The 19,015-nt window shown below is 42.8% G+C and carries 15 protein-coding genes and 2 rRNA genes; 4 read left to right on the forward strand and 13 right to left on the reverse strand.

Going from position 1 to position 19,015, the window contains the following annotated elements; translation table 11 throughout:
- Nucleotides 1-251: 251 nt before the first annotated feature.
- A complete protein-coding gene (locus B9T26_RS15255) occupies nt 252-989 on the reverse strand; it encodes a sulfite exporter TauE/SafE family protein (protein WP_086200490.1) in 738 nt (245 codons plus the stop codon).
- A gap of 497 nt (nt 990-1,486) precedes the next feature.
- On the opposite strand from B9T26_RS15255, the gene B9T26_RS15260 reads away from it, so the two are divergent.
- The gene (locus B9T26_RS15260) at nt 1,487-1,975 is read left to right on the forward strand and encodes a hypothetical protein (protein ID WP_413772773.1); all 489 of its coding nucleotides are present in this window, start codon (nt 1,487-1,489) and stop codon (nt 1,973-1,975) included.
- Between the two features lie 429 nt (nt 1,976-2,404).
- On the opposite strand, the gene B9T26_RS15265 is transcribed toward B9T26_RS15260, so the two are convergent.
- From B9T26_RS15265 to ilvD (B9T26_RS15280), 4 genes are all read right to left on the reverse strand, one after another.
- Nucleotides 2,405-2,692: a chorismate mutase gene (locus tag B9T26_RS15265; RefSeq protein ID WP_086200491.1), complete on the reverse strand. Its 288-nt coding sequence runs from the start codon at nt 2,690-2,692 to the stop codon at nt 2,405-2,407.
- Complete coding sequence (locus B9T26_RS15270; protein ID WP_086200492.1) at nt 2,673-3,983, reverse strand: hypothetical protein; 1,311 nt, start codon at nt 3,981-3,983, stop codon at nt 2,673-2,675. Before B9T26_RS15270 ends, B9T26_RS15265 begins: the two co-directional genes overlap by 20 nt.
- Before the next feature lie 69 nt (nt 3,984-4,052).
- Nucleotides 4,053-5,738: a dihydroxy-acid dehydratase gene (gene ilvD, locus B9T26_RS15275; protein ID WP_086200493.1), complete on the reverse strand. Its 1,686-nt coding sequence runs from the start codon at nt 5,736-5,738 to the stop codon at nt 4,053-4,055.
- A 359-nt stretch (nt 5,739-6,097) separates the two neighbouring features.
- Complete coding sequence (gene ilvD / locus B9T26_RS15280) at nt 6,098-7,927, reverse strand: dihydroxy-acid dehydratase (protein ID WP_086200494.1); 1,830 nt, start codon at nt 7,925-7,927, stop codon at nt 6,098-6,100.
- Between the two features lie 380 nt (nt 7,928-8,307).
- On the opposite strand from ilvD (B9T26_RS15280), the gene fmt reads away from it, so the two are divergent.
- Entirely contained in the window at nt 8,308-9,267 is a 960-nt protein-coding gene (gene fmt, locus B9T26_RS15285) for a methionyl-tRNA formyltransferase (protein WP_086200495.1), read from the forward strand.
- On the forward strand, nt 9,267-10,574 hold the full coding sequence (gene rsmB / locus B9T26_RS15290) for a 16S rRNA (cytosine(967)-C(5))-methyltransferase RsmB (protein ID WP_086200496.1): 1,308 nt from the start codon (nt 9,267-9,269) through the stop codon (nt 10,572-10,574). The genes fmt and rsmB overlap by 1 nt, the downstream gene beginning before the upstream one ends.
- A gap of 369 nt (nt 10,575-10,943) precedes the next feature.
- On the opposite strand, the gene zupT is transcribed toward rsmB, so the two are convergent.
- The 3 genes from zupT to B9T26_RS15305 all read right to left on the reverse strand — a co-directional run bounded on the left by zupT (nt 10,944) and on the right by B9T26_RS15305 (nt 13,480).
- The gene (gene zupT, locus B9T26_RS15295) at nt 10,944-11,753 is read right to left on the reverse strand and encodes a zinc transporter ZupT (RefSeq protein ID WP_086200497.1); all 810 of its coding nucleotides are present in this window, start codon (nt 11,751-11,753) and stop codon (nt 10,944-10,946) included.
- Nucleotides 11,754-11,847: 94 nt separating this feature from the next.
- A complete protein-coding gene (locus B9T26_RS15300) occupies nt 11,848-11,991 on the reverse strand; it encodes a methionine/alanine import family NSS transporter small subunit (RefSeq protein ID WP_086200498.1) in 144 nt (47 codons plus the stop codon).
- A gap of 10 nt (nt 11,992-12,001) precedes the next feature.
- On the reverse strand, nt 12,002-13,480 hold the full coding sequence (locus B9T26_RS15305; protein ID WP_086200499.1) for a sodium-dependent transporter: 1,479 nt from the start codon (nt 13,478-13,480) through the stop codon (nt 12,002-12,004).
- A gap of 609 nt (nt 13,481-14,089) precedes the next feature.
- Here B9T26_RS15305 and B9T26_RS15310 point away from each other — a divergent pair.
- A complete protein-coding gene (locus B9T26_RS15310; protein ID WP_086200500.1) occupies nt 14,090-14,782 on the forward strand; it encodes a TIGR04219 family outer membrane beta-barrel protein in 693 nt (230 codons plus the stop codon).
- Between the two features lie 302 nt (nt 14,783-15,084).
- On the opposite strand, the gene B9T26_RS15315 is transcribed toward B9T26_RS15310, so the two are convergent.
- From B9T26_RS15315 to B9T26_RS15335, 5 genes are all read right to left on the reverse strand, one after another.
- A complete protein-coding gene (locus tag B9T26_RS15315) occupies nt 15,085-16,455 on the reverse strand; it encodes an MFS transporter (protein ID WP_086200501.1) in 1,371 nt (456 codons plus the stop codon).
- A gap of 648 nt (nt 16,456-17,103) precedes the next feature.
- Nucleotides 17,104-17,526 carry a hydrogenase gene (locus tag B9T26_RS15320; RefSeq protein ID WP_227518821.1) on the reverse strand — a complete coding sequence of 141 codons (423 nt, stop codon included), beginning with the start codon at nt 17,524-17,526 and terminating at the stop codon, nt 17,104-17,106.
- A 198-nt stretch (nt 17,527-17,724) separates the two neighbouring features.
- The gene (locus tag B9T26_RS15325; protein WP_086200502.1) at nt 17,725-18,210 is read right to left on the reverse strand and encodes a cupin domain-containing protein; all 486 of its coding nucleotides are present in this window, start codon (nt 18,208-18,210) and stop codon (nt 17,725-17,727) included.
- 275 nt (nt 18,211-18,485) lie between these two features.
- Nucleotides 18,486-18,600: ribosomal RNA gene (gene rrf / locus B9T26_RS15330) — 5S ribosomal RNA — on the reverse strand.
- 185 nt (nt 18,601-18,785) lie between these two features.
- A 23S ribosomal RNA gene (locus B9T26_RS15335) occupies nt 18,786-19,015 on the reverse strand; the annotation flags it as partial.

The raw sequence follows: 19,015 nt of genomic DNA on the forward strand, positions 1-19,015 counted from the left end.
TCTTTACCTGCTTTATTTATTTAATTATTCTTACAGCATAACCACCGTCTTTTCTTGTGAATACAGCATCAAAGTGCTTAGTTACCGTCCAGAGTTGTGCAAGTGGTTAGGGCAAATAGCAGGTTTTATCTCTTTCACAGACTAGAAGTCTTAGGTCTATTACAAACTCTACTATTTGCATATAGTGGAAGCTAATCACTACATGCTCCAAGATACAAGATCTATTGTACACAGCCCATTTTAATAATGCCTTAAATCAGGCCGAACTGATGCAGCACCATATACGCGCCAAAAATGACCAGGCCACAAAAGAATATTTTACGAAACTTTTGTTCCGGAATGCGATAGCGGATTTTGGTTCCCAGCCACATTCCCATTAATGCAGGGAATAAGGCGATCAACGACATCTTATAGTCCATTGGAATATTTTCCGCCGGATTCTGATGCAGAAATACCGCCAGACAAAGGGTTGAAGTGGTAAAGGCCAAGCCGAGCGACTGAACAAGGTCATCGCGTTTTAAATGCAGCGCTTGCAAATAAGGCACCACAGGAATCACCACTACCCCTGTAGCCACGGTTAAGGCTCCCCCGAGATAGCCGATAATGGGAGATAAGCATTTTTCATGCGCGGCCAGATTGGGCATATTCTTCGCAAATAGGCCATACACACCATACAAGGCCAGCATTCCCCCAAGCAAAGCCTCACTTTGAAATTCGCCCTGGCCGAGTGTTGGGAAAATACTCCAGATGGAACCGGCAATAATACCCAGCAATAAAGGCCAAAAACGGCGCACCAGTCTCAGCACTTGCCCTTCGGCAAACAGTTGCCAGAAATTGGTGACCATCGACGGTACGATCAGCAGGGTAGCCGCTTGAAAGGGACTCATAAAAATCGTCAGCAAAGCCATGGAAACTGCCGGTAAACCCAGTCCTAGGGTACCTTTAATCATGCCGGCAATGGCAAATACCCCAATCACAAAGCCAATCATCTTCAGCATCCTTAAAAATTCAAAAGCTATGCTAGGTGAATGAGGCAGATTAAAAAATCATTGTTTTTGGGACTTAGCCTCAATAAAAAATTGAGGCTTTTCGGTCGTGAAATGTTAAAAACCAGCCCTATAAATATGACAAATTGTTAATTTTAGATTAATAATTAATCAATTGAATGCATGTTTACATAAAGATTCCATCAATTAATAACACATTATTAAGCTGAGCTTAACTGTATGATTTGTGAGCTATATTGTGATCATTTTTTACCCTAATTTCGGCAAATTTAGCTCTTTTTTCGCCCAAAATCGCTGGTTTTCAAGCCTAAAACGGGTGGATTTTTAAACAAAAGCTCTTTAAAGTACGCGCTTCGCATAAATAGGCTATGTAATAACATAGCATTTGTGCCATTTAGGGAAAAAATATTCGGGTTTTAGTTCTGAAAATGCTGTCTATTTTTTCTAAAAGCAATTGAAGATAAGGTAGAGATTTAAGAATGATTTATGATGGACATCATAGCAATATGATTAACACTGCAGATCAGAATACTGCGGTAATCTCCCAAAATTTCCAGAAAAACCAAGCAGGTTCAGGCACCAAAAATTCCAAAAATAAAGGTATTCCCTATCTGGATGTACGTAAATTCACGCAAAAGTTGCACAGTATGGCATCAGCCACCAGTACCAAAAAATGTGCACGAAGCATCCGAATTGCACTACAGTCGGCTGGTGCGAGAATTTTAAACCATCCTGTGGCAGCTTCAGATTGGGGCAACACCCTGCAGACGATTGGTTATAAAAAAATCAATCCTTCTTTTGACAATCCGAAAGAAGGTGATATTTATATCATTCACCGTACCCAGAAGCATGTCTATGGGCATATTGCTGCCTATACCGGTAATCAATGGGTTTCTGATTTCCGCCAAAAAAGTCATGCGGTTTATAAGAATGATCAGGTTCGTTATACCTATTACCGTTTAGCATAATAGGTATAAGCCACCAATAAGACTAATGCCAGTCAGTTAAGAAATTGACAGGTATTTTCTTTTTTAAATTCATGACTGTAGTTGATATGTGGAAAAGTCATCCGCAACTGTTTGAGGCATGAGGTGCATTGCACCGCAAGATTAAAAAATGATTGTTTCTGCGATAAATTTGCTAGTTGATAGTGGCTGACGAGTTTTGCGGTGAGGAGTATTACTCCGCAAGATGCCTTCCTTGCGAAGCTGCGCTTCTCATTTGGGCGAAACCAAAGTAACAAATGAGCTGCAAGACTTTGATTTAAAACGGTAAGACTCCGTCGTGAACTGCTAAAAAGCTAAAGAGTCTATTTCGAAACTCCTTAACTGATCAGCATTAACCAATAAGACACCTTTTCAGGTGTCTTATTTTTTATAGGCGTTAACAGGATAAAATTAAGGACGGATTTCTTTCAATTCACGTTGAATAAAACGCTGAATCATTTCACGGTATAAATGTTCTACCAGATCAGGATCGGTGCCCAAATCTAGTGCTTGTGCACGTACTTTCTGAATGACCTGCTCTACCCGTTCAGGGGATTGCACGTCCTGTACGCTACGCTTAAAACGCGCAGCCTGATCGACATAAAATTGACGGGTGGCAATGATTTCAATGAGTGCAGTATCAATTGCATCAATCTTTGCACGGGCTTGTTCTAAAGACTCACATTTCTCTTTCTTCATCTTTGCTATCATCATTTTCACTTTTATATTGGTCTTCTAAAACATTACTAAAAATACTTTCAATCATCCAGACCCGATATAAGCTATTAAACACATAACTTTGACCATCAATGCGCAACTCCAGAACCGGAAAATCTGGCTGAGACTTCATTTCACAGAGTATGTCATTTTCTTTTAATTTGGCACTAATATCTGCCTGGGTGAGTTCACTAATTTCCAAATCATGCTGAATTTGGTCAAAATGTGGCTTAAATGACAGGTCTTTCCCTTTGGTCCAGACTGCCTGCAAAATGCTGTACATGGCTTCCACGCGCTGCTCTTCAGGCACGCTATAGAACAGTTTCGCCATCTCATAAGTCGCTTGCTGGGTCGGACGGCAAAATGGGGTAAATTTCACTTCGGTACGTTTTGAAAGACGAGTCGCCAGTCCCCAATCAAACAAATCGCGTCGATGATAAGACAATGGATAAACATTCAGTTGAATATTATAGAAATTGGCCAGCTCTTCTTTAATATAAGCCAATAATAGCCAGGAAATTGGATCTTCGAGGGCAATATATAAATCCAGTTCCGGATCGAGCGCCTGAATTTCATTGAGTTCTTCTGCATCGCTAATCAGATGTTCACGCCACTCGATATGATTAATCAGGAAAATGGGATTGCCGGTCAGCAATTTTTGTTGTTTTAAACGGCGGGTCAAACGCAGCAGATCATCTACTGCATGGTATTTGCGTTCACCAAATTCAAAATAACTGACCAGAACTTCGCTATCGTTAAAAATCCGTTCCGGAAAGTTTTGTGCTTGATGATGGCGGCTCGCCATGGCGTGCAAGGTACGTAATTTGCCATACTGTTTTTGCCACAGCATGTGGAACACGTCTTCGAGTAAATACAGGAAATCTTGACCGCGTAAGGGGGTGTTGCGCAGGATGGTTTCTGCTTGAGCTATGGCCTCAAGTGGCGGTTGTTCTGGGGTTTCATGAAAACTGAAGCGATGCTGTTTGGATAGAATTTTTGCATCATTGAGGCAGTAATTCTGCCACTCCATCTTGGACATATGATTGGGAGGTTCTGCCGTTCGACTGGAAATAATCACCTTTAACGGCTTGATCTCATCACTTAAAATTTCTTCAAGTTCAGGTAACTGCTGTACAGCCAGGTAGCTATAGACATCATCCAGACGCAAGTGGATGCTTAAGCCCTGCTCCGTAGATAACACCACCTGACGAGTCGGTTTTTGGTAAAACCAACTCGATCGAAGTGGATCAAACCAACGGCGTAACAGTGACATGAGATCAGCCTCGAAAAAAAACCCTTGTGTGCTACAAGGGTTTATAACAATTTGTTAGGGAATGATCAATTATACATCTAAATTTAGATCGGTAACTGCCCCTTTTTCAGCCCCTGTAGTCAATTTGGCAAACTTCGCTAAAGCACCATAGCGATAATTCGGTTCAGGCTTGACCCAGGCCGCTTTACGCGCTGCCAGTTCTTCATCGGAAATATGCAGTGTCATTTCACGGGTTTCGGCATTAATGGAAATTTTATCGCCATTTTTAACCAGACCAATTGGCCCGCCTTCATAGGCTTCAGGGGTCACATGGCCAATCACAAAACCATGGCTACCACCGGAGAAACGGCCATCTGTCAGTAAGGCAACCGATTTACCGAGACCTTTACCAATAATGGCAGAGGTTGGTTTCAGCATTTCCGGCATACCCGGCCCGCCTTTCGGCCCTTCACCACGAATTACCACAACTTCGCCTTCCTGCACTTCGCCGTCCAAAATCCCGCGCATGGCACCAATTTCACCTTCAAACACACGTGCCGGCCCTTCAAAATACAGACCTTCTTTACCGGTGATTTTCGCCACCGCACCTGTTGGTGATAAATTGCCTTTTAATACTACAAGGTGAGAGTCTTTTTTGATCGGTGCATCAAATGGCAAAATAATTTGCTGACCTTCAGGATAATCTTCGACATCGGCCAGATTTTCAGCCAAGGTTTTACCGGTTACGGTTAAGCAGGAACCGTCCAGCATGCCGGCATTCAGCATGCGTTTCATTAAAGGTTGGATTCCGCCAATGGCTATCAGTTCAGACATCAGGTATTTGCCTGATGGACGTACATCTGCCACCACCGGAATATCTTTACCTATGCGAACAAAGTCATCCAGTGACAGTTCTACACCTGCGGTATGGGCCATGGCCAATAAATGCAGCACACCATTGGTCGAGCCACCCAGTGCAATCAGCACTTTAATGGAATTTTCAAAGGCTGCCTTGGTCATGATGTCACGCGGTTTAATGTCTAAACGCAGCAGGTTCATCACGGCTTCGCCGGCACGCAGACAGTCGATTTTTTTCTCTTCAGACACCGCTTCCTGTGCCGATGAACCCGGCAAGCTCATGCCTAAGGCTTCAATCGCAGAGGCCATCGAGTTGGCGGTATACATGCCGCCACATGAACCCGGCCCCGGTAGTGCAACTTCTTCAATCTGCTTGACCTGAATTTCGTTGATCTCACCTTTGGCATGCTGGCCCACAGCTTCAAAAACCGAAATCATGTCGGTATGGCCAGCGCCCGGTTTAATGGTTCCGCCATAAATGAACAGGCCTGGACGGTTTAAACGCGCCAGCCCCATGATGCAACCGGGCATGTTTTTGTCACAGCCGCCAATCGCAATTACCCCATCATAGGCCTGACAGCCGACCACGGCTTCAATCGAATCGGCAATAATTTCACGTGAAACCAGAGAGTATTTCATGCCTTCGGTACCGTTTGAGATACCGTCAGAAATAGTAATGGTATTGAAAATAATGCCTTTACCGTTAGCAGCATTGACGCCCTTTTCTACTTCACGAGCCAAGCCATCAATGTGCATATTACATGGCGTGACATTGGCCCAAGTTGAAGCGATCCCAATAAATGGGCGGGTAAAGTCTGCATCTTTAAAACCTGTGGCACGCATCATGGAACGTGCTGGCGCATTTTCAATACCTTCATAAACCGGTGCTGAATGTTCGCGGATATTTTCTTTACTCATTGTTTTGTTCCTTGGCGATGGCTGATTTTAAGCTTCAGTCTGTAGCGATCTATTCTAGGATCATTGTATAGAAGGCATACGATATGTAAAAGAAATTACCCTGCAGAAAAATATTTTTAATGAACTCTTAAAACTCTTTAATCACATGACTGAGCGACATGGATGTTGCTGTTTTGCTGTGCTACAAGGAGGTAGCATCAGCGAAACAAAAGCGTTTTGTTACTTTTGCGCTGTCAAAAGTAAAACATCATCTACGCAATATGATTGCAAAATCACAAAGTAAAATGCGACCGTGCTATTTTTAACAATCAATAAAAAAGCACCCCATCTGGAGTGCTTTTATCTATAAAAATTACCGCTTAGATTTCACGTACCGCACCTTTCGCAGCACTTGTGGTATGCATCGCATAGGCTTTTAATGCTTTCGAAATTTTACGTGGACGCTCTTCCACTGGATGCCAGCCTTTGGCTTCTTGCGCTGCACGGCGAGCAGCCATGGTTGCTTCGTCCACAGCCAGGTTGATGGTACGGTTTGGAATGTCGATTTCGATTAAATCGCCATCTTCAACCAAGGCAATCGCACCGCCTTCTGCTGCTTCTGGTGAAATATGACCAATAGAAAGACCTGACGAACCGCCAGAGAAACGACCATCCGTGATTAAGGCACAATCTTTACCCAAACCTTTAGATTTTAAGTAACTGGTTGGATAAAGCATTTCTTGCATGCCCGGACCGCCGCGTGGACCTTCGTAACGAATCACAACCACATCACCTGCGGTAATTTTTCCACCTAAAATCGCTTCTACAGCAGCATCTTGGCTTTCAAATACACGCGCTGTGCCGTTGAATTTTAAAATTGATTCGTCAACGCCTGCTGTTTTTACGATACAACCATCCAGTGCGATGTTACCGTAAAGAACTGCTAAACCACCGTCTTGCGAGAAGGCATGTTCAACATTACGAATCACACCCTTTTCACGGTCGCCATCTAAACGCGTGTAGTAACGATCTTGTGAGAATGCAGTTTGTGTTGGTACACCGCCCGGTGCTGATTTAAAGAATTGATAAACCTGTTCATCTTCAGTACGGATAATATCCCACTTGTCTAAAGCATCTTTTAAAGTTGCTTCATGAACCGTTGGTACAGAGGTATCCAGTAAACCACCACGGTCTAATTCACCCAAGATCGACATAATGCCGCCGGCACGGTGAATGTCTTCCATATGAACGTTTTTAACCGCAGGTGCAACTTTACACAGTACTGGTACTTTACGCGATAAACGATCAATATCGTCCATGGTAAAGTCAACTTCTGCTTCATGTGCAGCAGCCAATAAATGTAGAACTGTATTGGTTGAACCACCCATCGCAATGTCCAAAGTCATGGCATTTTCATACGATGCTTTCGTTGCAACATTACGTGGCAATACGCTGTAATCATTTTGCTCATAATGACGCTTGGTGATTTCAACGATCAATTGACCAGCTTTTTCGAATAACTTTTTACGGTTGGCATGAGTTGCAAGTGTCGAACCATTACCTGGTAAAGATAGACCAAGCGCTTCAGTTAAGCAGTTCATTGAGTTGGCAGTGAACATGCCTGAACATGAACCACAGGTTGGACATGCAGAACGTTCGTAAGCTTTTACTTCTTCGTCTGTGTAGTTGTCATCTGCTGCGACAATCATGGCATCAACAAGGTCAATCGCCTGTTCACCACCACGGATTTGCACTTTACCCGCTTCCATTGGGCCGCCAGAGACAAATACTACTGGAATGTTAAGGCGCATTGCTGCCATCAACATCCCCGGGGTGATTTTGTCACAGTTCGAAATACACACCATGGCATCTGCACAGTGTGCATTGACCATGTATTCTACTGAGTCAGCAATTAAGTCACGTGATGGCAATGAATACAGCATGCCGTCATGGCCCATTGCGATGCCGTCGTCGACAGCAATGGTGTTGAATTCTTTGGCTACACCGCCTGCCTGTTCAATTTGACGCGCCACCAGCTGACCTAAGTCTTTCAGATGAACGTGACCCGGTACAAACTGAGTGAATGAGTTTACGACCGCAATAATTGGCTTGCCGAAGTCATCATCTTTCATACCAGTTGCGCGCCATAAGCCACGCGCACCCGCCATGTTTCTTCCGTGTGTCGATGTTTTTGAACGATAGTCAGGCATTGTGTTATTCCAACAAAGTTGTGCTTGAGTTGAATGAGCTCATTCACTCTGGCGAAATCTTACGATCGAGAGATGAAATCAGTCGAATTTTAAACATATCATACTACAAGTCATTGTTTTTAAAGATGACTAATTCATGCTATAGAATGCTCGATATATCGATGGATGTGTCTCGACGATCTGATGACAAAAATCTTTAATGAAATCTACTATAACGCCATCATTGCCAATTCATTACAAAACTTTCATGAATAATTTTTAAATTTTGCATAATTTTTTTTTATAAAAAATAAGCGTCTTCTCTATGCGTTAAGACTCAATTTAGGTGAATAAATGCTTTTGCCTTATAATAGACATCACGTTTATTTGGAAGCTTTTGTGTGAAAATCATCTTTGCGGGTACACCAGAATTTGCTGCCACTGCATTGGCTGCACTGCTTAAAACCGAACATGAAATTGTTGCGGTCTATACTCAACCGGACCGCAAAGCTGGACGAGGACAAAAACTCACTGCTTCTGCTGTAAAACAGCTGGCACTTGAACATAATATTACGGTATATCAACCTCTGCATTTTAAATCTTCAACTGAAGAAGGCTTGGCTGCGCAAGCTGAACTGGCTGCTTTAAATGCCGATGTGATGGTGGTCGCAGCCTATGGTTTAATTCTGCCGCAAGTGGTATTAGACACACCTAAATATGGTTGCTTGAATATTCACGGATCTTTATTGCCGCGTTGGCGCGGTGCGGCACCGATTCAACGTGCTATTGCAACAGGTGATGCTGAAACTGGTGTGACCATTATGAAAATGGCAGCTGGACTCGATACCGGCGACATGATGTTTAAAACCCTCTGCCCGATTGAAGCAACAGATACTTCTGCCAGCTTGCACGACAAACTGGCTGAACAAGGTGCAACAGCGATCGCTGCTGTTTTAGAATCTGAACAAAGCTTGCAGCACTATTTAGATACGCGTGAAGTGCAAGATGAAGCTCTTACCGTATATGCACATAAACTTTCAAAAGCAGAAGCTAAAATTGATTGGTCATTGGATGCTGTGCAAATTGACCGTAATATTCGCGCGTTTAACCCGTGGCCTGTGGCATTCATTCAGCTTGATGAACAAAATAATTTACGCGTTTGGCATTCTGAACTTTCAGAAGCCGCTGTGCCTCAAGCTCAAGCTGGTGAAATCCTTGCCATTGATAAAAAAGGCGTACATGTTGCCTGTGCCAATGGCAGCATTATTATTTTAAGCTCGCTACAATGGCCGGGTGCGAAACCGCTGAACCCTGTACAAATTTTACAAACCCAAAAATTGACTATTGGACAAATTTTATAATGAAGCAATCTCCCAACGCCTCTACCCGAGATCTCAATTTACGTGCTCAGGTAGTGAAGACGTTATTGGCTGTCCAAAATGGTCAATCGCTGCAATCGGTACTCGCACAGCAAATGAATATCGTGTCAGATAAAGACCGTGCTTTGTTTCATGAATTGGTACTCGGTTGTTTACGTCAATGGTATGCATTGAAACAACTGACTTTACCTTTACTGTCTAAACCAGTAGATAACCAAGTGGTGGAAACCTGTTTATACCTTGGTTTGTACCAATTGTTGTGCACACGTGTTGCTGCTCACGCCGCGATTTCTGAAACAGTAGAAGCTGCAAAACAACTCGGTATGGGAAGTCTAAGTGGCTTAATCAATGCGATTTTACGCCGTGCGACACGTGAAACAGAACAGTTCTATGACGTACTTGAACAAGCGACGAATTTACCCAGCTGGTTATCGAAACGTCTGAAAAAAGACTGGGGCGAACAGTTTGATGAACTCAGCTATGAGCTGAAACAAATTGCGCCACTGACTTTACGTGTCAATACACGCCAAGTCAGCCGTGATGAATACCTCGATATTCTGGAAGATGAAGGCATCGATGCACATCGTTGTGAAATTTCAGAAGTCGGTATTGTGATGGATGAAAGTTTGCATGTTCCTAGCCTTCCGGGATTTGAAGCCGGCGGTTTTTCGGTACAGGATGAACATGCTCAACTCTGCGCAACCTTACTGCCAAACCTAGATGGTAAATTTGTGATTGATGCCTGTGCAGCACCAGGCGGCAAAACGGCGCACATTTTAGAGAAGTTCCAGCCTAAAAAACTCATCGCGCTAGACCAAGACGAAAAACGCCTGAAACGCGTGGTTGAAAACCTTGATCGTTTGGTTCTAGACGGCAAACATGTCGAAATCAAAACCGCCGATGCTGTGACTTATACGGCACCTGAACTCGCAGATTGCATCGTGCTGGATGCACCATGTACGGCTGTTGGTGTGATGCGTCGTCACCCAGATATCCGTTTATTGCGTCAATCTGGCGATATTGCAAAAACAGTGGTTTTACAAAAGCAAATTTTGGAAAACATGTGGCAGCAACTGAAAGTCGGTGGCACTTTGCTTTACATCACCTGCTCCATTTTAAAAGCAGAAAATGAACAGCAAATGGTCGAATTCTTTGCCAATCACCCAGATGCTCAAGAAGTAAAAATTGAAGCCGATTGGGGCATGGAACAAATTCACGGTCGTCAATTATTCCCGAAAGTGGGTTATGGCGATGGGTTCTTCTATTGCCGAATTGAAAAAACGGCTTAAGCTGAAATGCAAAAAAAGGTGGCTTTTGAGCCACTGCTATCCCATAGTTGAAGTCCATGTGTCAGATACGCGAGTGTGGCAGGGATGCCACACATTCCCCATCCTTGCGCTGCGTTTTAAAGCAGTGCTTAAAACTGGCTCAGGATGTCGTGTATGGGGAATAAAGACTTTTGCCTACTTTTGGTCTGTCAAAAGTAGGGTTTAGCCTACACAAAGCCACTTAAACTTTTAAAGAAAAGACAAGGCTGTGAAAAATATAAATATCAAATATTTAAAGATAAGAAGTCATCATGCTGATTCAGTACTAAAATAAAATTCAAATTTTGGCACAGCAGTGCTTTTGAGCCACCTTTTTTGTGTCTATATTTTTTAACTGACAAACTTAAAAATCACCAAACTAATCGCCAGCGATGCCATCCCGGTAACCAATCCATACACCGTTTCATGCCCTTTGGCATAACGTTTGGCCGTGGGTAGCAGTTCATCCAGTGCCAGGAATACCATCACCCCGCCAATGACACCAAATACCGCGCCATAAACACTAAAACTCATAAAAGGCGCCAAAATAAAATAGCCCAGCGCAGCACCCAAAGGTTCTGCTAAAGCGGAAACAAAACTGGCCCCGAGTGCCAAATCCTTACGTCCGGTTGCCATATACACGGGCAGTGCAATCGCGACCCCTTCTGGAATATTGTGAATGGCGATGGCAACCGCTAAGGGTGCACCTAGGGTCGGACTTTCCAAGGTGGCAAAAAAGGTCGCCAGACCTTCTGGAAGATTATGTGCGGTGATGGCAAATAAGGTGAGTAAACCAGTACGCATCAATTGTCGCTGATCAATATCTTCGCTGCTTTGCTGTTCAATGGTTTCATGCGGATTTGGCACAAAACGATCCAGCAGCAATACCAGAATGACTCCGAACAGGAAGGCAAAAGTACCCAAGGCAAAACCATATTTCGCATCAAAGGCCTGACTAAAAGACTGAATGGATTTATTTAAAATTTCTGTCAGTGAAACATAGACCATGGCACCGGCAGAAAAAGCCAAGCCAAAAGAGAGCACGCGATAGCTGGGTTGTTTAAAAAATAGAACCAAAGCACCACCAATCACGGTGGCCAATCCTGCCAGAAAGGTCACTGCAAATGCGATCCAGACTTGATGCTGCAAAATGGTATGCATCTGTATGCTCCATTTTAAAAACAAGAAAGCCATTATCTTAAATGATAATGACTTTCATTTACAATGATATCAGTATGAACTAAAATTTGCTGATTTAAAGCGTATGCTGATCCTTGACTTCTTCCAGCACCTCATCCAGCTCTTCTGGATGTTTGGTCAGGTGCAGAATGGATAACACCAACCCGCCCCACAAGAACAGCATGGAAATAATCATCATGACAATTGCTGAAGTATTCATATTTGCGCTCCTAGCGATCTTTCATTTTGGCTAAAACAAACGCCACTACAGCACAGAAAATCACGCAGCCCCAGCCAAACAGCCATTGCATACTTATACTATAATCACCATAGCCTTTTAATAACAAGTTATAAATGGTCATTACTAAAGTAACTAACAAAATCAAAGAGGTAATCACCGTTAAAGTGAAATCCCAGCCCTTGCCTAATTGTACTGTTGAAATAGCATTCACGTGATCCCGGATCTCCGCCAGTGCCGAACGCTTGAACCAGGCAATACTGATAATCGACAGCAATGCGCCACCAATAATGCCAATGTTATTGATGAAATGGTCAATAATATCTACCAGCTTAATCGAGTTCACACTGGAAAATAAAACGATCGATACAGCAGCACTACCACCACCGACAATGGTAACCGCTTTCTTGCGGCCCCATTTCAGCTTGTCCATCATGGCAGCAATTGGAACTTCCAAAATGCTCACCATCGATGAAATCCCTGCCACAAACAGTGAAGAGAAGAACAGGATACCGAACAGGTCTGCACCCGCACCCAAGCTGGAAATGATTTTAGGGAACGCAATAAATGCCAGACCAATACCGCCGCTGACCACATCCTGAACATTGCTGTTCGCGGTATAGGCCATAAACCCCAGCGCCGAGAAAATTCCGATACCGGCTAGAATTTCCGTAGAAGCATTGGCAAAGCCCACGATTAAACCCGAACCGGTTAAATTGGTTTTCGGCTTTAAGTAAGAGGCATAAGTCACCATGATCCCGAAACCGACTGACAGCGAGAAGAAGGTATGACCATAGGCTGCCAACCACACCTTGTAGTCCATCATGGCTGCCCAGTTCGGGGTAAAGAAGGCATTTAAGCCATCGACCGCACCCGGTAAACGCAGTGCCTGAATCACCAGAATAGTAAATAAAACAAACAGTAATGGCATGAAAATCTTGTTGGAAAGTTCCACACCCTTTTTCACCCCACCGTATAAAATCACCAGAGTTAAGGCCCAAATTCCTGCCAACGGCCAGAAAATATGGCTGACAAAACGTGGGTCAAAACCTGTAGCTTCGCTGGTTTGTAAATAGGTTTTAAAGAAGAAACCTTCCGGATCACTGCCCCACATCTGACCAATGGAGAAGTACACATAACTGCCTGCCCAGGTCAAAACGCTGGCATAGTACAGGCCAATGATGATACAGACACTGACTTGCCACCATCCCAATGTTTCACCGCCACGGAACAGTTTGCGATAGGCTTTTGGCGGTGAGCTATTACTTCTATGCCCTACTGCATAATCAAGAAATAACAGCGGTAAGCCTGCAGTAATTAAAGCAATAAGATAAGGAATAAGAAACGCGCCACCGCCATTTTCATAGGCCACGTAGGGGAAGCGCCAAATATTACCTAAACCGACAGCCGATCCGACCGCGGCAATAATAAAGCCGGATCGTGATGACCAGTTTTCACGAGAATCTGTCATAAAACACCTAAACCTTAGGTATCTTTAGATGCTGCTTGTTATCTGGGTTATATCGCGAGCAAAAAAAGTACCTTTAAAAATAATTCTTGTGTCTGATTTAGAGGTCACACCTTGTGGGTGCCGTGTTCTAAATGGCAAACAGATCAGCCTGAAATTGAATCTTGGTTAAAAATTTAAATCCAAACTCATCTTTTGTATGAATTTAACAATACTCACTTTTAAAAATAATTTCTGTAATTTCTCTACGATGCATCTATTTTTTATAATATATTGAGTGCGAATGTTCATTTAATCGGCTGATTTTTACGCCTTTCCGATCATTCAATAACAAACTTGTTGGAATATATCGGCTGGATATAAAAACTTTGGGTTATTCAATATATCGTTTCGTTACTCATTGATCGCACTTTAATCATCGAAAATGCAAGCATGGCTTTCAAGTATTTTGCTCTCTGCTTTGGATTAAATTTGCTTTAATTTTGAGAAATAACAACGATGCAATTTTCTAGCATTCACTATATGATGCGCTGAGTTGAGTCTCAACTCACGCTATTTAAGTAACAAAAAAGATTTTCCAAAAATAACGGATTACACAACTTCAGGATTCTCATGCAACCATTCAAAATTCTTTGCCTAGCCCTTGGACTGGGTGCCTTCAGTTCTGCCCAAGCCGACATTATTGCAGTGAAAGGCAGTATTGATTATTGGAACTATAGCACCGATTTAACCCAGCCGGCATCGCCACTTCCACAAGCACAACTGGAAGATGATCACGGTCTTTCCTTCTCGGTTGCGCTCGAACATCCGCTGCCATTTTTACCCAATGCAAAACTTAAGCATAGCCATTTACAAGCAGATAGTGAGGAAAGTTTTTCCGGGGTAAACCGCAACAAGGTTGATCTCACTTATACAGATTTCATTCTCTATTACGAAGTGCTGGACAATATTGTCTCTGCTGATGTGGGCTTTGGGGCCAAACGCCTGAGTGGAGATATTGTTCAGAACTATACCAGCACCTTGGACGTGAGTAGTACGATCCCTATGCTTTATGCCCAGGCTGGGGTAAAACTGCCTTTTACCGGTTTAAGTGCGGGTGCTGAAGCCAGTTTTGCTGCACTGGATGATGAGCAAATTACCGATGCTCAAGCAGAACTCAAATACAACTTCATCGATAGCGTATTAGTAGATGTGGGTGCCAAAGTCGGATATCGCATTTTGGACATTCAGCTGGAAGAAGGTTCAAATGCAGAAACCAAACTTAAATTTAAAGGCCCCTATCTTGGCGTAGAAGCACATTTTTAAAGCAATATTGTACGCTTTTGCTTACACAGACTGCAGAAAATGAAGGCTAGGCCTGAAAACGAATTCAGACTATATTGAACTCATACAGAAACAGGATGTTTCTAAAAAACAAAAACAATAAAAGTATAAAGCAGCTGGATGCTGAGGTAGAACAGGAGTGATACCTTTAACGAATACGAAAAAGCCTCGACAGGATGTCGGGGCTTTTTCATGTCTGCACTTTATACATATTTATAGCGTCTAAAATAAAAAAAAGCCTCCCGAAGGAGGCTTTTGCTATTCAATCAGTTCACTGCAATAACTTAGCTGCTATAAGAACGACGCGGTTTTGCCGCGGCCAAAACGGCAGGTTTTGCTTCAACTTGAGCTTTTTTAGGTGTACGAATCAAGAACACGGCAATTGCTCCAATAATTCCAGGAATAGCTACAGCGATAAAATTCCATTTATGCGGCAGTTCCATACCCAACAGCATACCGATCACGATTGGACCGACAATCGCTCCTGTACGGCCCACTGCCGATGCCCAGCCTATACCCGTTGAACGCACAGCCACCGGATAATACTGTGCAACATAACTATACAGTAAAATACTGCTGCCAATTGAGGAAGCACCTGCAAGGCTAACCAGTAAATAAATAACCGGCTGTGGAGAATTGAAGCCTAATCCTACTAAAGAAAGTACACCTACAATTAACATACTGATCAGAACGCGTTTAAAGCCAAAGCGGTCAGCTAAAACTCCTCCACTGATTGTTCCAATCACTGCTCCAATATTTAATGCCAGTAAAAACATTAAGCTGCTGCCTAAAGAATAACCCGCTGCCATCATCAGTTTTGGCAACCAGCTGCCTAATGCATAAAGCATTAATAAGCACATGAAAAACGCAAGCCAAAACAGGAATGTTCCTACAGCACGATTTTCAGTGAACAATTCTTTTACTGAGGTACTTCCCGTTTGATCAGTCGAAGCTAAAACCAATTGTGTATTTGCGGATACTTGTGCTGCCGGCTCTACTTTTTGTAAAAAATAACGCGCCTGATCTTGTTTGTTTGCTTTAACCAAAAACATTAAAGATTCCGGCAGGAATTTCCAAAATAATGGCACAAACAGTAAAGGAATAACTGCAATATAGAACATGATTTGCCAGCCATAATCTGCGGTAAACCATGATCCACACAACGCTGCCATAATACCGCCTACTGCATAGCCGCTAAACATGGTGGTCACTAAAGTGCTGCGCACACGTTGCGGTGCATATTCGGAAGTTAAAGCCACTAAATTCGGCAATACGCCACCAATGCCCAGACCTGCAACAAAACGTAATATTCCAAATTCTAGTGGATTAGAGGAAAACCCGCCTAAAAAAGTAAACAGACTGAACAATGAAACGCAAATTAAGATCACTTTTTTGCGGCCAATTTTGTCCGCCAGCATACCAAAGCCCATCGCACCAAACATCATGCCAGCTAAGGCGGTACTTGCCAGCATACCGGCCTGTACGGCACTCATGCCCCACTCTTTCATCAGTAAGGGCAAGACCACCCCATTAATTGCTAAATCGTAACCATCAAATAAGACGATAAACAGGCACCACAGCACAAGATTCAAATGAAACGACTTAAACTTGGCTTGGTCCACTACAGCATTTACATTCATTGTTGTCGCTGTCATTTGTACTCACCTCCAGTTGTGAGACTTAAGTTTCAACTTACAATGAGTTTTAGGCAGAATTTTGTCCAAAACCTGAAAGGCATAAACCCATACCTTCAAAGTATGACAAATATTTTTTGGCAGAAAATGTCAGACCCAAATAGACTAAAATTAAGGGTTTTTGTTACATTTTTAGAAGTGAACTTTCGTTCACTCTTATTTTTATCATTTAAAACAATATATTAAAAAATTTAAAAATCCGTATTAGACTAAAGAAGGTTTGATTGAAAGATTGTCAGAGTTTGTAGGCTGCAGTAAACAAAATGACAGGCACAAATTACCTGCCCTCGGCATTGGATGAGGTCTTACTTAAATAAAAAGAATCGAGAACGGATATACTGGAAAATAGAAAGCTTTCCAAAGATCAGCATTATTGGTCTAAACATCAAAATAGTGAAAATTTTTGAGAGCAACATTTAAATACGCCACAATAAGCGTATTTTTAGCTTTTATCATCAATTAAAGATGAAATCAGGAAGCTTTAAATATAATAAGCTGGCGATGACTGATTTTCACATCGCAGGTGCCATATGATGAGCCGCCTGAGCGACTACTAGCAGCCGCTATAGCCAAATTTTTTATTTTCGACCTTTTGCTACCGAGCTGATGCTAGTTCATTTCCTGAGCATCACGCCGCAGCCCCCACAATGCAATGACCGTACCAGCAGTGATGGCAATACCTACTGATATAAATCCAATCTGAACCAAGCCTTCCTGCCATACAGCAGCCTTGAAACCTGGAGCCAATACCGGTGAAAGAACGCCTGTGCCAAACACAGCCGCCAACATGGTAAACAGCCAATTCGAATAAGTTCCATACAGCATCAGCCAAAAACTTGCCGCTCGAAGCTGAGAAGATAGCTGGATCTCCCCCCATATCGCGCCTAGCACCAGAAGGAATATTCCATTCATCAGACCTTCTAAATGTGCTGCCAAACCCATTCTTAGGTTGCTAAAATTTGTTTCGGCAAAACCCGTTAGCAACCCTAAAAAAAACAACATCATGCCGTACCACATCAATCGCCGCTTCATATTTTCAACATTCATAATGCCACCTATAAAAAGCATATCTATGACCGATTTCATGCTGACAAAATGTATGCCACTATTTATGCAGCATCGATGTATGAGGAAGAATTTAAAGTTTTTTTATACAACTGAAGCAGTAAAAATGACAGCGTAGCGACAAATTCAAGCTGTCACTACGCTAATTAAACAATCGATCAACGGTTACTTGTTTGAAGAATGTTTGCTCGGATCGTCTGCAGGATTAACATAAGTCAAAGCAAATGGACCCATTGCTTCAACTTGAACCGTTACTGGCGTCACTGCCATAGCATAATGCCGCATTTCTGCTGGAAGGTGTGCATACCCGCCTACTGGCAATTTCTTCATCATCGACTTATTAAATTTTTCACCCATGCCCAGTGAAAATGTGCCTGAGATCACGGTCACATGCTCATCCGTTGGATGCCAGTGTGGCATGATCTTATAACCTGCAGGCATTTTAAGTCGTATAACAAAAATGCCTGCTTTACTCGGATCTCCAGAAAGAACCGTAAATGAAGCTCCTTTTGGAAAAACCGATGGTGCCTCACCCCACTTCATTGCAGAAGTGGTTAGCACAACATGGGATGGCATATTGGTCTGATCGGCTGCGGCAACTCCAGCCCAAGACATTAGACCAATGGTGACACAAGCGATTATTTTTTTCATCTCATATCTACCTTCTTGATTTAATATGGATTCATGAATAAATCACGATTGGCTGAGCTTCTTTTATTTGCCAGTGAGTAAATTATTAACGTCAAGAACTGCCTCATAAAATAGGCTCGCTCTTTTTTTTATACTCTCTTTACGCTGAGCAGACAATAAAACTCATATGCTCGATTTCATCAACTTGTTTCTATATTTTCCCATTTTCCCCACACAAAAAAACACCCCCAACTCTCATAGCAATGCTATTCGGGTTGGGGGTGTCTGAAATAATGAGCTGGCGATGACTTACTCTCACATGGGTAATCCCACACTACCATCAGCGCTAAGAGGTTTCACTTCTGAGTTCGGGAAGGGATCAGGTGGTTCACTCTTGCTATTGTCGCCAGCACAACTGTTTATGGATACTTGCTTTGGTCTTATTTAGACGCCAAGGCTTTCTACCAAATGAGTTATTAACAGAAGTACTTGAGTTAATTTAAGGTGTTCATTGTATCTAGCTTTTCAACTAAATCAAGTTTGATTGATTATATGTGAATCAATTGATGCTTTACATACAACTGTTTGGGTGTTGTATAGTCAAGCCTCACGAGCAATTAGTATTGGTCAGCTTCATGCGTCACCGCACTTCCACATCCAACCTATCAACGTCGTAGTCTTCAACGGCTCTTTAGGAGACATAAAGTCTCGGGGAAATCTTATCTTGAGGTAGGCTTCCCGCTTAGATGCTTTCAGCGGTTATCCCTTCCGAACATAGCTACCCGGCGATGCGACTGGCGTCACAACCGGTACACCAGAGGTTCGT

The sequence above is a fragment of the Acinetobacter sp. ANC 4169 genome (genome assembly GCF_002135355.1).
In the GTDB taxonomy this organism is placed as follows: Bacteria; Pseudomonadota; Gammaproteobacteria; order Pseudomonadales; family Moraxellaceae; genus Acinetobacter.